Source organism: Flavobacterium sp., assembly GCF_050696275.1.
In the GTDB taxonomy this organism is placed as follows: domain Bacteria; phylum Bacteroidota; class Bacteroidia; order Flavobacteriales; family Flavobacteriaceae; genus Flavobacterium.
This window is the reverse complement of record NZ_JBOGUT010000001.1, coordinates 1-16,181: the sequence shown is the minus strand read 5'-3', so window position 1 is coordinate 16,181 and position 16,181 is coordinate 1. Positions and strand designations below refer to the sequence as shown.

The window sequence follows — 16,181 nt, the reverse complement described above, 5'->3', positions numbered from 1 at the left end:
TTATTTTGTTCTGTTGGCAGTAATATAAGCCGCCATAGTTTCAATAGACTGGAAAATCGTTTTTCCTTCTTTCGGATCTGTCAATTTAATTCCGTAATCCTTGTCCAATAAGACGATTAATTCCAATGCATCGATAGAATCCAATCCTAATCCGTCACCAAAAAGAGCATCGTTATCATTAACATCCTCAACTGCGATATCTTCTAAGTTTAAAACTTCGATGATTTTTGATTTTAATTCCTGTTTTAAAGCGTCCATAATGAATTTGTATAAATTTGATTTATTGTTTCTTTGTTATGTTCTGATTTGCCTTGCTTTTCAACTGAATAAAGAATGGAGCGATACTTTTCCTTATACAATTCAATCCAGCCGCAAACCACTTTTTCTGCCTTCCCTGATTCTAATAACATTTCGGCATAATTCTGCATAAATTCCGAAGGAAATGCATCAAAAACGAAAAATGCACTTTCCGATTTCAGGTTGTGCCTGATGCTGATTTCCCCAATGCAGATATTGGGTAATGTATACACAAAAACCGCTGGACTTGGAAAATAATTCTCTTTATCTGTTATTGAATCCTGGTATTTTGCATCAGTATCCAAACTGGACGATTGATTAGCAAAAACAAGGGCAATATTATTTTCTTTTTCTGATTCTGTTGTATTTCTCAGAATAATTTCTGCTGTCAAAAAAGCCAGTTTGCTCAGGTTGTCCATTTTAAAAAACTTGGGATAATCAATCTCAAAATTTTTATACGCCGCTTTTGCAAATTCTGAAAAAGACGTATTTCCTAATTCAAACAATTTTTGACCGTTAGCGAAAACCGAATTTTCTTCGATTACGCAATAATTTGATATATAATTACTTTCTTCCAAATTAATGTACCTTTTCAAATAAAACAGCTGTATTGCAACCTCCAAATCCGGAAGCTGTTTTCAGAAAGCAATTGATATCCAAAAAATTATTTTCTGTAATTATGTTGATTTGTTGTGTTACACCACTCTCACTGTATCCTTTTGAAACAACAAATTGATTTCGTTTTGCACTCTCAATGGCGATAACGGTCTCCAAAAGCCCTGAAGCTCCCAAAGTATGACCATAATATCCTTTCAAGCTGTTAACCGGCACGTGCTGTAAATTCAGTCGGTTAAAAGCAATGGCTTCCATTTCATCGTTAAATAAAGTGGCGGTACCATGTGCTGAAATATAATTTATGTTCGCTTTTTCTATTTTTGCTTCTGCAAAAGCACTTTCAATACTTCTGAATAATCCTTCTCCCGTTCTTGACGGTCCCGAGATATGATTGGCGTCATTTACTGCTCCGTCACCGGAAATTTTCATACTGCCGGCTATCACTTCATTTTCATCGGAAGTAATATAAACCGCTGCAGCTGCTTCACCAAGTGTCACACCTGTCCTGTCCTTATCATACGGTTTGCAAGGTTCGGAACTCATCGCCTGAAACGAATTAAAACCGGATAATACAAATTCTGAAACTTCGTCCCCAGCAGCCACAAATGCGTTATCATACATTCCTGATTGTATCATTCTTTTTGCAATTGCAACTGCAAGAACTCCGGAAACACAAGCATTAGAAACCACTATCGGCTCGTTTGTAAATCCAAAATAACTGCTTATTTTTTTAGCCAAAGCCGATAGATGAACTGTTTCGATTCCATTTTCAGTATTTTCGAGAAGAGAAATATTCCCTTTCGTAGTTGAAAACAGAAAAGCGGTTCTATTTGTAATCTTATTTTTTTCTACCAAAGGCTGAAGTGCCAGAATAAGCATTTTCTCCAACTTGGTAAACCTTTTTTTTGTTGTGATTGCATCAAAAGAGGCATTTAATTTCTCAGTAACTATAACCGACGCATAAAATGATTCTAATTTTCCGATTTTTTCCTGCTTTTTAATACCTGAAATGTCTTTTTGCAACGCTTCCCAATTAGAATTCACATCAAACCCTAAAGGTGTAATGCAATTGGTATTAGTGATGTAAACGTTTTTCTTCATTATTTCAACAGCCCCATCTTTCGTTTCCAATCTTCAAAAAAAGAAGGATAATTAAGTGATAAATCGCCTTTGCCATCTACAAAAACCTGAATAGTTTCTCCAATGCAGACAACATTCTCATTGGCATCAAATATTTTATACCTGAAAATCATTTTAGCAGCAGGAGAATCAACAATTGTTGTTTCAATTCGCGCCACATCTCCGTAACGAAGCGATAGTTTATGTTCGCATTTCGATTTTACGATAGGCGTTGTATACCCACTTTGCTGTATATCAAGATAAGATATACCGTGTTTGCGCCCAAAAGCCTCTCTTCCATCTTCAAAATAAGTAATATAATAGCCGTGCCACACGATTCCCAAAGGATCGGTTTCATTAAATCTAACACGTATTTTTTCGGATACGGTCAATTCTGGAACTTCATTATACTTCTCTTTTCTTTTTATCATAAACTATGGCTATTGCTGTTGTTAGTAAGAAAAACAAAAGTAGTAAAATTATTTCGGGCAGGATTTCACCGATTCCTCCGTTGCGGAGCAACACGTCATAAAACGCATTCAAACCCCAATTCATAGGGGAAACATGGGATACATACTGCATAACTTTTGGCATGGCAAAAACAGGAACCCATACACCTCCTATTGCAGCTAAAATAACTACTGAAGTGGCTCCAAACGGCGCTGATTGCTCTTGGGTTTTGGCAATTGTTCCTAACAAAATACCAAACCCGATGGCGGCAAGGCCTGAAAATAAAGCTACTATGCTCATCAGGATCAGTTTTCCGTTTACATCCAATGTTGGCAAACCAAAATATGGGAAAAGATAAACACCTACTGCTACCATAAGGAAAAACTGAATCATGCAGATAATCAGATAAGTGGCCGTTTTTCCTAAAATAACAACGGCATAAGGAACTGGATTCGTAATTAATCGTATTAGTGTCCCCTGACTTTTTTCTTTTACAATATTGATGGAAAGCGGCACAACTACAAAGAAAATGGCAAATAAAGCCCAAGCCGGAACATTATGTTGCACCGAGTTAGGCATAATTTCTTTATCATTAACTTTCGGTACTATTTCTTTAAAGGAAATAAAACTTTTCTGGTCGAAAAGAGGCGCATCATTTTCCCCTAACTGATCTTGAAAAGTAGCATAAATCGATTGAGTTTCAATTTTTGAAATCATTTTATCGATGGCACTTTTCACAGCATTCTTAAACGTCAGCTGAGTGGCCGGATCGAAATACAGTTTAACCTCTTTAGGAAGAATTTTGATGTTTTTTTGAGCTACTGAAGCCGTATCTTCCATACCGAAACTACCTAATATTTTCTCTACATTCTGGTTTACTTTCAATTGCAGGTCTTTGCTCAGTTTTTCAGGAATAACAATTGCTAATTGAAATTTTCCTTTAAAAACAGCTTCTCTGGCAACTTCCTCGTTTATAGTTTTCCCGTCAATTTGAGTTACTATTTCAAACGAACCGCTTTCATTCAGATTTTGTTTTACTGTTTCGGAAATTTGACCATTATCATTATCTACTAATAAAACCGGGATTTTGGTTTCATGAATGGATTTAAAAGTACTGTCCTGGATTAAAGTTATAGTAATAATTAACACCAAAGGCATTATAAAAAGTATTACCAATCCGCCGAAATCTCTTTTCAGCAGTAACATTTCTTTGTAGACCGACATCAGGAATTTATGCATCATCACGTAATTCTTTACCGGTTAATGAAATAAAAACATCTTCTAAATTGTGTGCATTTGGTGTTTTGGAAACCAATTCTTCAGGAGTTCCCTTTGCATAAATTTTTCCTCTGTCTATAATGGCTATATGAGAACAGAAATCCTGTGCTTCAGTTAAATGATGAGACGTATAAATAATACTCGTTCCATTAGAATTAAGTTCTTTTAAATAATCGATAATCACATTTTTTGATTGTACATCTACTCCTACTGTGGGTTCATCCAGGAATAAAACTTTGGGATTGTGCAAAATTCCTGCAATCAGGTTCACTCTTCGTTTCATTCCTCCAGAAAAGGTATCTACTTTTTTATCAGCGAATTTTAAAAGCCCAAGATGTTCTAAAGTATCATCTACTTTTTTACACAAATCTTTACCTTTCAATCCGTACATACTTCCGAAATAACGAAGGTTTTCCCTTGCTGTCAAAGTGGGATATAAAGCATATTCCTGAGGGACAACACCAATTATCTTTTTAATATCGGTTGCATTTTTATCGTATGACAGATTATTGATCGAAAAATTACCCGAAGTAGGTTTTATCAAACCGCATAGCATGGAAAGCAATGTGGTTTTCCCGGCACCATTAGGTCCCAATAATCCAAAAATTTCCTTTTCTTCAATAATCAGGCTCAGATTATTTACAGAGAAATCATCTGCATCCTTATATTTTTTATAAAGCTCATTTATATAGATAATTGGTTCATTCATCTTTTAAATTGCTCTTTTAAGTTTCTTGAAAAAGGCTTCTTCTAAATCGGCTATTTTATTTAATTCATCAGCCATACCGTTATAAACATCCGTTTTATTACTTCTGTTTTTATATACACGAGAAGCATTTACGGCAAAATCTCTCCATAAATCTCCTATTGCAGTCATTTCTAATGATAGTTTTTTCAACTCTTCATTTTTCAAAATCACGGAAGCTTCCTGTAAAAAAGCGGCATAGATAAAACGGAAACCGCCTCCGCCAGTACCAATTTCCTCCTGCATACGAACCATTTGTGCCAAATAATGATTTGCTTTTTTTACTCCATGTTTGATAGGCCATTTTCTGATACTTCGTGCTAAAAAACGCATTCCGCTTACTCCAATAATCGGAAGTGGCGCCAACATATCGTTACAGGTATTCTTAATCCCTTTTTTGATTGCAAACTCCCAATCAATTACTTCAGGAATTTCTATTGGATAATACATTTGACCCTTAGGTGCTAAAGCTCCTTTGGCAAAACGCACTTTATCCAATTCTTTTTCGGTCAGAGTGGTTACCGTTTCCATAACCGGGTCACTGATTAAAAAAGTGTCATCTTTCTTGCCATAAACAACCAGATTATGAGCATTAAAATGAAAACGATATTCATCCGGGAAATAGGTAAGATTATAAACACCAACCTGCAAGCCTGTTGGAATATTCTTTTCCAAATTCTCTTCTAAGGCTTTTTGCGCCTTTTCATTATTAGAAAACTTAATCCTTTTGACTTTAATTCCCAATCGTTTTGCAGCCCTGTTGAATATAAATCCGGGCATTGGCCTATAACTTATTGCCGGAGCATAGTTTACTTTAAGTAACGGCAGGAAAAAAAAGAACAACCCGGAACCGATTCCGAAAACCATAGGTTCACTGATACTTATTCCCTGATGCCTCAAGAGATTAGAGGCAACACCGTTCTCGCAATGTGCTGATTGATGATGAATAAATTCCATTAGTTTCCTTTATAATTTTTTAGTTCTTCAACCGAAATTTCAAAAGCTTCGGCATATTTCCCTAAGGTTTTATCACTTAATTTTTTAAAAACAGAAGGTTTCCCATGTCTTTTTACTCGCCAAATCCACATTTCGACATATCCGGCAAGCGTGAGCCAATCCATTTTATGCAATTCCATAAAATACACTATTGGACTCGCTAATCCATTAATCACATCGTTTTTTGCCTGTTCAATACGTTCGTTTATATCCTGAATGGAATTTTCCAAAGCTATCGTTTTTGGTTCCCATCCTGAACTCAGAGCTGTGGTATAATTACCATTTTCATCGGTAGCATAGCACAATTCTTTCAAATTGCTTTTAGAAAGATTACTGCTGTCCTGTGGTACTTCTTCTTTCTTCATCGCTTTTCCTGAATAAATAAGTTAATTTCTGCTTCCAAAAGCAGTTCTTCATTGCAAAACGTTTTGCATTCTATGGTACAAATACTGTAATCCGTAGTATCAAACCTTGAGACTAAAACGGCATTAGTCCTGATTGTATTGCCAACTTCAGGCAAATGATGTATCGTTATTTTTTTTATTCCGCTGATAAAGCCTATTACTTCAACATCTTCTTTCACTTGCTTAAATTCATCAACAAAAAAAGATTGTCCAACAATAGCGGAACAGGTCTGTGCAGCATTTTCGATTAACCCTACTTCAGCGAAAAAATTATTGGCAACAAATAGATTATCTGCTTTTATTTCAAAAATAGTCTTTACTTCACGATCGTTAAGCTCCAATATAAAATCAACCATTAGCATCGGGTCGCGATGTGGCAGATAATTTTGGATTTCAATTACGTTTTCCAGAGACTTCATTTTATTTAATTGGCTAGAACGGTTTTCATTTGCCCGCGAGCTATTTCTTTATCATTTAATTTTGTGACAATATCAACCAATGTAACTCCCATAAATTCTTGAAGCACATTTACTGTGGTTTCAATTTCTTCGTTGTTTTTAGGCAACTGAAGAATCTCAATTGATTTTATAGAACCGATGTAGCCAGTAGGTGCCGGTTCGTTTTTTAAATAAAACTGATAACCGGTAAACAGCGCAACTGATTGTGCCATGTGTTCAATTAATCCTGATTCCTGGAATTTTTCATCATTAAAAAATATATTCTCCTCTGAAACCGTCAGACCTGCAGTCACTTCATTTTCAGAAAAAGAAAGTAATTTATCGACCATGACAAACGGGAATTTTTGAGGAATAAGATTTCCAACAAATTTTTTATCTAATATGGGTAGTTTATTTTCCATTAGCAAACCGTTAAATAAGCATACGAATAAGAAAAACGTCCGCTTTCAGGAACTGATAATAAAACGTTGTCTCCTTTTCTTAGTTTTCCGGAATTCATGAGTTCTTCGAGCATCAGGTAAATAGAGGCTGAACCTACATTTCCAACATGCTTAAGATTCATGAACCATTTTTCAGCCGGAATACCAATCTCTTTTTCTACCAATGATTTACGCAGTCCTTCCACAAAATAATGAGAGGAAACATGTGGCAGGAAATAGGTAATATCTTCTGGTTTTATATTGTTTTTATCCAAAGCTGCTTTCATACTAAGCGCACCTTTTTCAAGTATATGCTGATCTAAAATCTTTACATCCTGTTTGATTGAAAATACCGATTTTGTCAGCCATTCTTCAGATTCATAATCGCTCCAAGGCTTAATATCTCCGTTTTCAAGCTTATCACCTCCCGCATACATACAAGCTTCCAATTCATAGGCATACGAAAACGCTTCCATCCATTCAATTCGCAACGGATTTTCTCCTTTAGGCTTGTTTTCCAGCAAAAATGCGGCTGCGCCATCCGATAGCATCCAGCGAAGAAAGTCTTTTTTAAAAGCGATGATTGGCTGTTCTTCCAGATTTTTAAGATTGGAGATTTCGTTTTCATACTTTTCGGATTTCATCCAGGTTGAAACACGCTCAGAACCAGTACAAACTGCATTTGGAGTATTTCCAGCCTTAACGGATAAATAGCCGAATTTCAGCGCATTCATTCCCGCATTGCAAACTCCTGATGAAGAATTCAATTCTACCGATTGGTTTCTCATCAGTCCGTGAACCATCGCAGCATGTGATGGTAACAAATGATCAGGTGTTGAAGTTCCACACGAAAGCAATGCTACATTTTTTGCAGAAAAAGCTGCATCATACAATTCTTCAATAGCTTTATTGGTTAATTCAGCATTGGTATGTGTTGGATTACCGGACTTGTCCAAAGCATAGTAACGTGATAGAATCCCATTGTTTCTAAGAATTATCCGTCTGGCTTTAGAGGCTGTATTATTGATCATACCTAAAAAAGATTCCATTTCATCATTAGAAACAGCCTCATTAGGCAAATACTTTCCGGCTTTTGTTATATAAACTTCAAACATAGTTTTTAAAATCTCATACCCCTTTATAATAGACTTTTTCTTTTTTTATTTTGGCATAAACCAATGGGTATTTTAGAAGGTGCAAGATATAGACAATTGGGGAGATTAACCATATTGCAACCAATAAATAAATATTAAAAACTTTGAGCCATTTTGGTCTTGAACTCGTTTTTCTAACGATTAAACCAGCCCATTTTTCGAACATTTTATTGGCTTTTTTATCCATTTCAATTAAAAAAGGTCTGATTTCTACAGCATTACCAGCTATCAAATCTGCCTGCAGACTTTCAAACGAGTTTTTTTGCAGATGTTCCAAAATGATTTTTCCGAATTTCGGAGACTCTTTTATTTCTTCATCCGAAACGCCAGGTTTTGGGAAAATACCCAGGTATTTTTCTTTCTTACCGGTAAACATCCACTGTACAATGGTTATCACACTGATATGATTGATATGTCTGTCCGTTAAAGCTATGTTTCCTACCAATTGGGCATTGATATCTTTTAAAAGTAATTTTACTTTTTCCTGAGCCATTACCCACATGTTCCGGCAACCCACTACAGTAATTACAGGAGTATTTTCAAATAATTGTCTGGCAGAATTGCTCTTTAAAAATGAATTAATCGGAATAGATGGTGAAAGGTACCAAACTTGATAGCCTAAAATAATCAAATCGTATTTACGGCTTAAAACTTCATCCGAAGGCGGATAAACTACAGCAGGTATCTGCAAAAAAGATTCAGGAAAAGCATCAAAAAAAGAATGCTTATCCCATGGAAACGGGAAAGGCTTTTCTAATTTAATATCACAAAAAGTCACTTTAACCTCCTGAGAATCAAGAAAAGGAAGAGTTATGTTTTTGACAATATCTTCTAACTGCCCTGATTGGGTATAATATAAAACGAGAACATTTTTCATCTGGATTGCTTTTATTTATCTGGCCCCAAGGTATTCCAAAAATCAAAATAATTAAACCACTGCAGCGGATATTTTTTCAATATGGATTCAACACTTTCCGTATAAGCCTTTAACAGCCCTTTCTCATCACGCTGTTTTACATTTGCAGTTCTTGCGTACAGATGGTAATGCAAATTAGGTTCTTTCATAACATATACAAAAACAACCGGCACTTTTAGTCGTGAAGCAATTAAAAATGGTCCAGCTGGAAAATTCGCATCTGTTTCCAAAAGTGATTCAGTCATGAATTTTGTCCCTTCAAAATAACGATCGCCTGTAAAACATATCAATTCATTATTGGATAGCGCATTGTTTATTTCAAAAATATGAGATAAGTCGTTTCTTACAATAATAAATTTAATGGATGATTTTTGGGTTACACTTTCCATGTATTCTTTAATTGCCGAATGCTCTCTATCAGTAGTCACTAAATTAATCTGGCAATCCAAATCTATTTCACCGAAAAAATGCTCCGCAATTTCGAAATTTCCAACATGGGCACTGATTAAAACACCTCCTTTTTTTTCACTCAAAAGTTGGTGTAATAATTCTACTCCGTCAAACTCATACGAAAATTTATTTCGCAAGCCTGCTGAAATAGCCGTCTTATCAATAATGGTTTGTCCAAATGTAAAATAACTCTTGTAGACCATTATTTTTGCCTTCAAATAGGAATATTGGAGTCTCTCCCTAAAATAATAAAATATGGCCCGATTGGATTTTCTTTGGAATACAAAATAATAAAAAGCCACAAAAACCAAAACAGAGTATGCTGCTTTAATTCCGAGCTTTTTAATACAAAATACAAATATTTTATAACCTAAAAGAGTCCCTTTGGACTTTCCGTCCCACTCGCTCATGAGATTAACCCTTTGCTTTTATTTTATTTTCGATTAAATCGTAAAAGTCCTGAAATGATGTAATCCCGACAAAATCAGCCTCTCCTAATTTTACACCAAAATTAGATTCGATAACCACTACCAAATCAACGTAATCCAAACTGTCTAATCCTAATGTCTCTTTCAATGGAGCTTCCGGAGTTATAAGATCTCCATCCACTTCAAACTCATCTACTAAAAACCCATTGACAATTTCTATAATTTCTTCTTTATTCATCTCTGAAAACTAAACTTTTTTAACTATTAATGCTGAATTTGTCCCTCCAAATCCAAATGAATTCGACAAAAATACGTCGATTTTTTTACTTATGGTATTCGTTACCAGATTTATTTTTTTTGAATCCTCATCTGGAGTCTCAAAATTAATATTAGGTGCTACAAAAGAATTTTGCATCATCAATATCGAATAAATCACTTCGCTTGCTCCTGCCATCCAGCATTCGTGTCCAGTCATAGATTTTGTAGAGCTCACCGGCGGGTTACTTTCTCCGAAAATTTCAAATATAGCTTTCGCTTCATTTGCATCACCAACAGGCGTCGAAGTGGCGTGTGCATTGATATAATCGATAGCATTCGGCTCCAGTCCAGCCTGTTCCAATGCTCGGCGCATGGCTGTTGCAGGACCATCTACGTTAGGTGTGGATATGTGCCCACCGTTTGATGAAAAACCATATCCCACAACTTCAGCTATGATTGGAGCTCCTCTTTTTACGGCCGATTCGTAGCTCTCCAAGATCAAGGTGGCACCGCCTCCGCTAGGCACTAAGCCGTCTCGGGAAGCGTCAAAAGGCCTCGAAGCTTTGGCTGCATTGTTTTCATTGGTGGAAAAAACACCCAATCCGTCAAAACTTGCCATAGCATATTGATTGATTTCCTGAGCTCCTCCGCAAATAATAATATCTTGTAATCCGCTTTTTATAAGGTGGTAACCCAATCCTATCGAATGCGACCCGCTCGCACAGGCTGCACTGACTGTAAGATTGATTCCTCTTAATTTGAAAATAGTGGATAAATTCATCGTTACCGTAGAATTCATCGATTTAAAAATAGCACCTGAACCTATTAATGCCGTATCTTTTTTCTCTCTGATTATATCGGTTGCTTCAATAACAGCCATAGAAACACTGTCATTTCCGTATAGGATTCCCACTTCATTTGTATCGAAAAAAGCTTCGTCTATATTTGCATTTTTCAACGCTTCAATAGTTGCCATATAAGCATACTCTGTTTCTTCACCAATACTGATTCGTTGTCTTCTACTGAGTAATTTTTTCAAATCAGGCCTTGGTACCATACCCGTTAAGGCAGAGCGGAATCCAAATTCTTTTCTTGCTTCATCAAATATTATCCCTGATTTTCCTTCGTAAAGCGATTCTTTCACTTCATCCAACGAAGTCCCAATGCAGGAATAAATTCCCATTCCGGTAATTACTACCCTTCTATCCATTTTTTAAAAAGTAATGTTATGAATAAATCCCTCCATTAATATTAATCACTTCCCCGGTAATATAACTTGCTTTTTTTGAAGTTAAAAATGCTACTAAATCAGCCACTTCTTCTGCTTCACCAAAACGGTTAACCGGAATTAATTTCGCTAATTCTTTTTCATCTAATTCACCTGTCATATCAGTTCTGATAAAACCTGGCGCTACTGCATTTACAGTAATATTACGTTTTGCCACTTCCTGTGCCAATGCTTTTGTAGCTGCAACCACAGCTCCTTTTGCAGCCGAGTAATTAGTTTGGCCCGGAGTTCCTTTGACTCCTGAAACCGAAACCATATTTACAATCCGACCGTATTTATTGCGTAACATTTTTTGGATAAAGAAATTAGTCACATTAAAAAAACCATTCAGGCTGGTATTGATTACATTATTCCAGTCTTCAAGTGACATCCACATGAATAATCCATCACGAGTAATTCCGGCATTGTTCACAATAACCTCTACTATCGCTTCCGGATTGGCTTCCTGCCAGGATGTTAAGGCATTTTTTACCTCTTCAGCATCGGAAACATTAAATTTAATAATCTCGCCAGTAGCACCTTTTTTAAGGACTTCTTCCAAAGTTTTTTCTGCAGCTTCCTGATTTCCCTGATAATTAATCAGTATGTGGTAATTTTTCTCTTCTGCTAATTTTTGACAAATAGCACTCCCGATTCCTCTTGAGCCACCTGTAACTAAAGCACATTTCATATTTTCAATTCTTTATTTTTGAAATAGTTCTGCATTTTCGAACCATTTATCTCCTAAAATTTTTCCATCTGGTTTGAGAAAGCCCCATTTTTTTTCAAATTTCACTCTGCTCAATCCATCGATAAAACCTTTATCACTCTTTTTGAATAACGAAATTAAACTGCTGGCAGTAATTTGATATTGAGTCGGTATTACTATTTTTCCAGCAGTCGAAATAAATCCCCATTCCTTTTCTTTCACTGGTGCCAGTCCATCATCACTAAACACTTCGGCATCATCATAAATGGGTTGCACAACATAATCTCCTTTGAGATTAATATAACCCCATTTTTTTCCTTCACAAACCGGAGCTAAATTTTTATTAAACGCTCTGACTTTATCAAATTTAGGTGATATAATCCATTTCCCTTTTAAATCAATAAATCCAATTTTATCTCCCTTTTTAGCATAGGTGATATCTTGTGTATTGAAATCCCATATTTTAGTGACTCCTTCAATTGGTGAAAATTTATTAGCAAAAACTAAACCAAAACTTTCTCCTTTTTTTGCCCAGGTCGTATTTTTATACAAATCTCCCAGATCATCATATTCAATAGAAACAATAACTTTCCCTGTTTTGTCTATAATTCCCCACTTATCATTATTTTTTGCTTGTGCAAAACCCTCTGAAAAAGATTTAATCAATTGATAAGTCGGTTCTAAAACGATAACTCCTTTAGTATTGATTAGACCTACTTTTCCATTTTGTTTAATAAAAGCAACTCCGTCTTCAAAATCAAAAACTTTTTCTGAATCAGGCATTTTTAATGCTTCTCCTTTTTTATTGATATAAAACCATTTCTTGTCTTTTTGAACCACGCAAATGCCGCTGTCAAAATATTTAGCATCATCAAAAGCAGGCTGAATTGTCCAATCTCCTTTGGCATTGATAAATCCAAATTTCCCATTTTCCTGTACTGCTGCCAGTCCGTCAGAAAAGTTTTTGGCGATTTTAAATTTTGGTTGAATAGCGTAATTTCCTGATTTAGAAATGTACCCGAATTTCCCATCTTCCCTGACTAACGCCAATTCTTGTGCGGAAAGTAACTGAACAAAAAACAACAGAATAAAAACTAATTTTTTCATAATCTATTAATTTAAAATTAAACATCACTTTATGTGGTCCAAGCTTTAAATCTCCTACATTTGAAATTTGTCTGATTGGGCACAAATCAATATATTTTTTGATTTTATGATCAAACTTTCTGTCAAATTTACTCCGCCATCAAATACTCTTTTACTTGCTGAACGAACGGATACATTACCTGATCTTCTTTAAATTCAGGGATAATAACTCTTACTTCGTCATATATTTTTCGGGTTATTGAAGAAACTTCTTCTTTATAACCCAATGCATCTATAGCCTGAACAATAGTAATTAATTCAATCGCCAGTACTTCAAATGCGTTTTCAATCACTTTTCCTGTAATCACGGCTGCGTTTGTTCCCATGCTTACAATATCCTGATTGTCATTATTGTTAGGTATACTATGAACATACATCGGATTAGACAACATTTGATTTTCAGCTGTTGTTGATGTAGCTGTAAACTGAACTCCCTGCATTCCAAAATTAAATCCTAATGTCCCTAAATTGACAAATGGTGGAAGAATTTCATTCAATTTAGAATTCAGTAAATAATTCAGCTGTCTTTCAGCAAGCATCGTTAATTTAGTAATAACCAATTTCAGCTTGTCCATTTCAAGAGAAATATAATCTCCATGAAAATTCCCTCCATGATACACATGTTGGTTTTTAACATCCACAATTGGATTATCATTTGCTGAGTTGATTTCGTTTTCCAAAACTTCGGATACACCTTTAATAGTATCCAAAACCGGGCCTAAAATTTGAGGAACACAACGCAGTGAATAATATTCCTGAACTTTTTCTTTAAAAACATCCTCAGTATTTTCTCCCGTATATAAATGATCTTCTCTTTTTCTGACCAATTTGCTGTTTTCCAGATGGCCTCTCATTCTTTTAGCAACTTCCTGCTGTCCAAAATGACGTTTTGTGTTGTTCAATTCGGCAGAAAGATGATCATCATAAGCCTGTACAATCTCGTTAATAGCACAAGAACATTTGATTGACCAATCCAATATTTTTTCGGCATTATGAACATTGACAATTCCAATTCCTGTCATTACCGAAGTTCCATTCATTAAAGCCAGTCCTTCACGGATTTCCACTTGGATAGGTTGCAGTTTTTCAATTTCAAAAACATCTTTTGTCAAACGTCTTTCTCCTTTATAAAAAACTTCTCCTTCTCCAATTAAAGTAAGTGCCAAATGAGCCAATTGAACCAAATCACCACTAGCTCCAACTCCTCCATGCTCGAAAATCAAAGGTGTAATATCTCGGTTGATAAACTCTGACATCAAATGAATTACTGATGGATGTACTCCGGAATTCCCTAATGAAAGTGTGTTCAATCTTGCCAGAATTGCTGATTTCACAAAGACCGGAGACAACGGTTTCCCTGTTCCTGAAGAATGACTTCTGATTAAATTATATTGCAGCTGCAGCCTGTCTTCATCTTTAATGCGGTATTGAGCCATCGGCCCAAAACCTGTGTTCACACCATATATTACCTTATTCCCTGAAAACTCCTTCAAAAAATTAAAACTTTCCTGTACTCTGTTCAAAACTGTACTGCTTATACCAACTTTGTTATTCTTAAACACGATTGATGTAAACTCTTCAAGGCTTAAATATTCATTAATTGTACTCATTAAGTTTTGTTTTTGCTTAAAATTAAGTAAGCAATTTTATTTTAAAATTGAAATTATGTATTTACATTTGACCAGTGCAAAGGTAGCATATTATTAAAAAGAAAAAAGAAAAATATGACACAGGAATTTGTAGATGTCCTAGTAATTGGAGCAGGGCCTTCTGGCTGTGTATCAGCATCTTACCTACATAATAACGGCACAAAAGTCAAAGTAGTTGAAAAAACAAAATTCCCTCGTCTGGTTGTAGGTGAAAGTCTTATTCCCCGAGTGATGGATCATTTTGACGAGGCAGGATTGTTTCCGGCGCTTGACGCCATGAATTTTGAGAAAAAACTCGGAGCCCGTTTTATTAGAGGTGAAGAAATCTGCGTTTTTGATTTTAGTAATAAATTTTCCGAAGGATGGGATTGGACTTGGCAGGTACCAAGAGCCGATTTTGACAACACATTGGCACAGGAAGTTATCCGAAAAGGGATAGACCTGGAGTTCGAAAGCGAAGTATTAGATGTTAAATTCAACGGAAGTAATTCCATTACAATTGTTAAGGATAAAGACGGTAACACAAAAGAAATTCACGCGAAATTCATTATCGATTCCAGTGGATACGGACGTGTTTTACCAAGATTATTGGATTTGGACACTCCTTCAAAATTGGATCCGCACTCATCAATATTCACACACGTTAAAGACATTAACCGTCCGGAAGGCGAAGAAGGAACCCTAATTTCTTTTGATATTCTGGAAACCGAAGTTTGGCTTTGGGTTATTCCCTTTTCAAATGGAAATACTAGTTTAGGAGTTGTTGGACCAACAGATTTCATCAATTCGTTATCTGAAAATAAGAACAATGCCGAAGCGCTTAAAAACGCTATTCAATTATCCGATTATTATATTAAACGTTTTGGAGGTGTAGAATTCCTGTTTGAACCGGTAAAACTCGAAAATTATTCCCGTTCCGTTAAAAAGATGTACGGTGACGGTTTTGCCTTAACAGGAAACAGTTCTGAATTTTTGGATCCGGTTTTTTCATCAGGAGTGGCTTTTGCTACAGAATCCGGAATGCTGTCTGCCAAATTAATTCACAGACAATTAAATGGTGAAAAAATAGATTGGGAAACTGAGTTTACCGAATATATGAAACGAGGAATCGGTGTTTTTACCACTTACGTAAAAGAATGGTACACTGGAAATTTACAAACCCTATTTTTCCATCAGCCTGAAAATCCAGATGTAAAAAGAAAGATATGTGCGGTTTTAGCAGGTTATGTTTGGGATCAGGAAAATCCGTTTGTAAAAAAGCACGACAACGTAATCAGAAATATGGCACACTTGCTGCAGCTCGAAAAAGGAGAATAAATAAAAACCCGGTCGTTTTGCACTGCCCCCAAAAAGTTAGACACTATTTGGGGGTATTTTTATGGAAAGAAAAGTCAAGTATAATTTTGCATTAAAGCTTGAATGC

At 35.6% G+C, this 16,181-nt stretch carries 19 protein-coding genes; 1 reads left to right on the top strand and 18 read right to left on the bottom strand.

Translation table 11 applies throughout. The features are described 5' to 3' along the window. The 18 genes from ACRDEC_RS00095 to ACRDEC_RS00010 all read right to left on the bottom strand — a co-directional run bounded on the left by ACRDEC_RS00095 (window position 1) and on the right by ACRDEC_RS00010 (window position 14,719). Window positions 1-258: a phosphopantetheine-binding protein gene (locus tag ACRDEC_RS00095; RefSeq protein WP_431496293.1), complete on the bottom strand. Its 258-nt coding sequence runs from the start codon at window positions 256-258 to the stop codon at window positions 1-3. Further along, window positions 246-893 (bottom strand): 3-oxoacyl-ACP synthase, encoded by a 648-nt coding sequence (locus ACRDEC_RS00090; RefSeq protein WP_431496292.1) that lies wholly within the window; start codon window positions 891-893, stop codon window positions 246-248. Before ACRDEC_RS00090 ends, ACRDEC_RS00095 begins: the two co-directional genes overlap by 13 nt. Further along, entirely contained in the window at window positions 877-2,013 is a 1,137-nt protein-coding gene (locus tag ACRDEC_RS00085; protein WP_431496291.1) for a beta-ketoacyl synthase N-terminal-like domain-containing protein, read from the bottom strand. Before ACRDEC_RS00085 ends, ACRDEC_RS00090 begins: the two co-directional genes overlap by 17 nt. Then, window positions 2,013-2,462 carry an acyl-CoA thioesterase gene (locus ACRDEC_RS00080; protein ID WP_431496290.1) on the bottom strand — a complete coding sequence of 150 codons (450 nt, stop codon included), beginning with the start codon at window positions 2,460-2,462 and terminating at the stop codon, window positions 2,013-2,015. Before ACRDEC_RS00080 ends, ACRDEC_RS00085 begins: the two co-directional genes overlap by 1 nt. Next, window positions 2,437-3,723, bottom strand: coding sequence for an ABC transporter permease (locus tag ACRDEC_RS00075; protein WP_431496289.1), 1,287 nt, complete (start codon window positions 3,721-3,723; stop codon window positions 2,437-2,439). Before ACRDEC_RS00075 ends, ACRDEC_RS00080 begins: the two co-directional genes overlap by 26 nt. Further along, the gene (locus tag ACRDEC_RS00070; RefSeq protein WP_431496288.1) at window positions 3,713-4,468 is read right to left on the bottom strand and encodes an ABC transporter ATP-binding protein; all 756 of its coding nucleotides are present in this window, start codon (window positions 4,466-4,468) and stop codon (window positions 3,713-3,715) included. The genes ACRDEC_RS00075 and ACRDEC_RS00070 overlap by 11 nt, the downstream gene beginning before the upstream one ends. A gap of 3 nt (window positions 4,469-4,471) precedes the next feature. Then, window positions 4,472-5,461 (bottom strand): BtrH N-terminal domain-containing protein, encoded by a 990-nt coding sequence (locus ACRDEC_RS00065; RefSeq protein WP_431496287.1) that lies wholly within the window; start codon window positions 5,459-5,461, stop codon window positions 4,472-4,474. Beyond that, window positions 5,461-5,865, bottom strand: a complete 405-nt coding sequence (locus ACRDEC_RS00060) for a hypothetical protein (RefSeq protein ID WP_431496286.1) — start codon at window positions 5,863-5,865, stop codon at window positions 5,461-5,463. The genes ACRDEC_RS00065 and ACRDEC_RS00060 overlap by 1 nt, the downstream gene beginning before the upstream one ends. Next, the gene (locus ACRDEC_RS00055; RefSeq protein WP_431496285.1) at window positions 5,862-6,323 is read right to left on the bottom strand and encodes an ABC transporter permease; all 462 of its coding nucleotides are present in this window, start codon (window positions 6,321-6,323) and stop codon (window positions 5,862-5,864) included. Before ACRDEC_RS00055 ends, ACRDEC_RS00060 begins: the two co-directional genes overlap by 4 nt. A gap of 5 nt (window positions 6,324-6,328) precedes the next feature. Beyond that, window positions 6,329-6,763 carry a hypothetical protein gene (locus ACRDEC_RS00050; RefSeq protein WP_431496284.1) on the bottom strand — a complete coding sequence of 145 codons (435 nt, stop codon included), beginning with the start codon at window positions 6,761-6,763 and terminating at the stop codon, window positions 6,329-6,331. Beyond that, window positions 6,763-7,896, bottom strand: coding sequence for a beta-ketoacyl-ACP synthase III (locus ACRDEC_RS00045; protein WP_431496283.1), 1,134 nt, complete (start codon window positions 7,894-7,896; stop codon window positions 6,763-6,765). The genes ACRDEC_RS00050 and ACRDEC_RS00045 overlap by 1 nt, the downstream gene beginning before the upstream one ends. A 13-nt stretch (window positions 7,897-7,909) precedes the next feature. Then, window positions 7,910-8,812 carry a dialkylrecorsinol condensing enzyme DarA gene (locus tag ACRDEC_RS00040; protein ID WP_431496282.1) on the bottom strand — a complete coding sequence of 301 codons (903 nt, stop codon included), beginning with the start codon at window positions 8,810-8,812 and terminating at the stop codon, window positions 7,910-7,912. A gap of 11 nt (window positions 8,813-8,823) precedes the next feature. Beyond that, window positions 8,824-9,711, bottom strand: coding sequence for a lipid A biosynthesis acyltransferase (locus tag ACRDEC_RS00035; RefSeq protein WP_431496281.1), 888 nt, complete (start codon window positions 9,709-9,711; stop codon window positions 8,824-8,826). A 4-nt stretch (window positions 9,712-9,715) separates the two neighbouring features. Then, complete coding sequence (locus tag ACRDEC_RS00030) at window positions 9,716-9,967, bottom strand: acyl carrier protein (RefSeq protein ID WP_431496280.1); 252 nt, start codon at window positions 9,965-9,967, stop codon at window positions 9,716-9,718. Between the two features lie 9 nt (window positions 9,968-9,976). Then, complete coding sequence (locus ACRDEC_RS00025; protein WP_431496279.1) at window positions 9,977-11,197, bottom strand: beta-ketoacyl-[acyl-carrier-protein] synthase family protein; 1,221 nt, start codon at window positions 11,195-11,197, stop codon at window positions 9,977-9,979. Window positions 11,198-11,213: 16 nt separating this feature from the next. Next, window positions 11,214-11,945: a 3-oxoacyl-ACP reductase FabG gene (fabG, locus tag ACRDEC_RS00020; protein WP_431496278.1), complete on the bottom strand. Its 732-nt coding sequence runs from the start codon at window positions 11,943-11,945 to the stop codon at window positions 11,214-11,216. 12 nt (window positions 11,946-11,957) lie between these two features. After that, a complete protein-coding gene (locus ACRDEC_RS00015; protein WP_431496277.1) occupies window positions 11,958-13,070 on the bottom strand; it encodes a WG repeat-containing protein in 1,113 nt (370 codons plus the stop codon). Between the two features lie 128 nt (window positions 13,071-13,198). Next, window positions 13,199-14,719, bottom strand: coding sequence for an HAL/PAL/TAL family ammonia-lyase (locus ACRDEC_RS00010; RefSeq protein ID WP_431496276.1), 1,521 nt, complete (start codon window positions 14,717-14,719; stop codon window positions 13,199-13,201). Window positions 14,720-14,833: 114 nt separating this feature from the next. Between ACRDEC_RS00010 and ACRDEC_RS00005 the strand changes: the two genes are divergently transcribed. Beyond that, the gene (locus ACRDEC_RS00005) at window positions 14,834-16,075 is read left to right on the top strand and encodes an NAD(P)/FAD-dependent oxidoreductase (protein ID WP_431496275.1); all 1,242 of its coding nucleotides are present in this window, start codon (window positions 14,834-14,836) and stop codon (window positions 16,073-16,075) included. Window positions 16,076-16,181 lie beyond the last annotated feature (106 nt).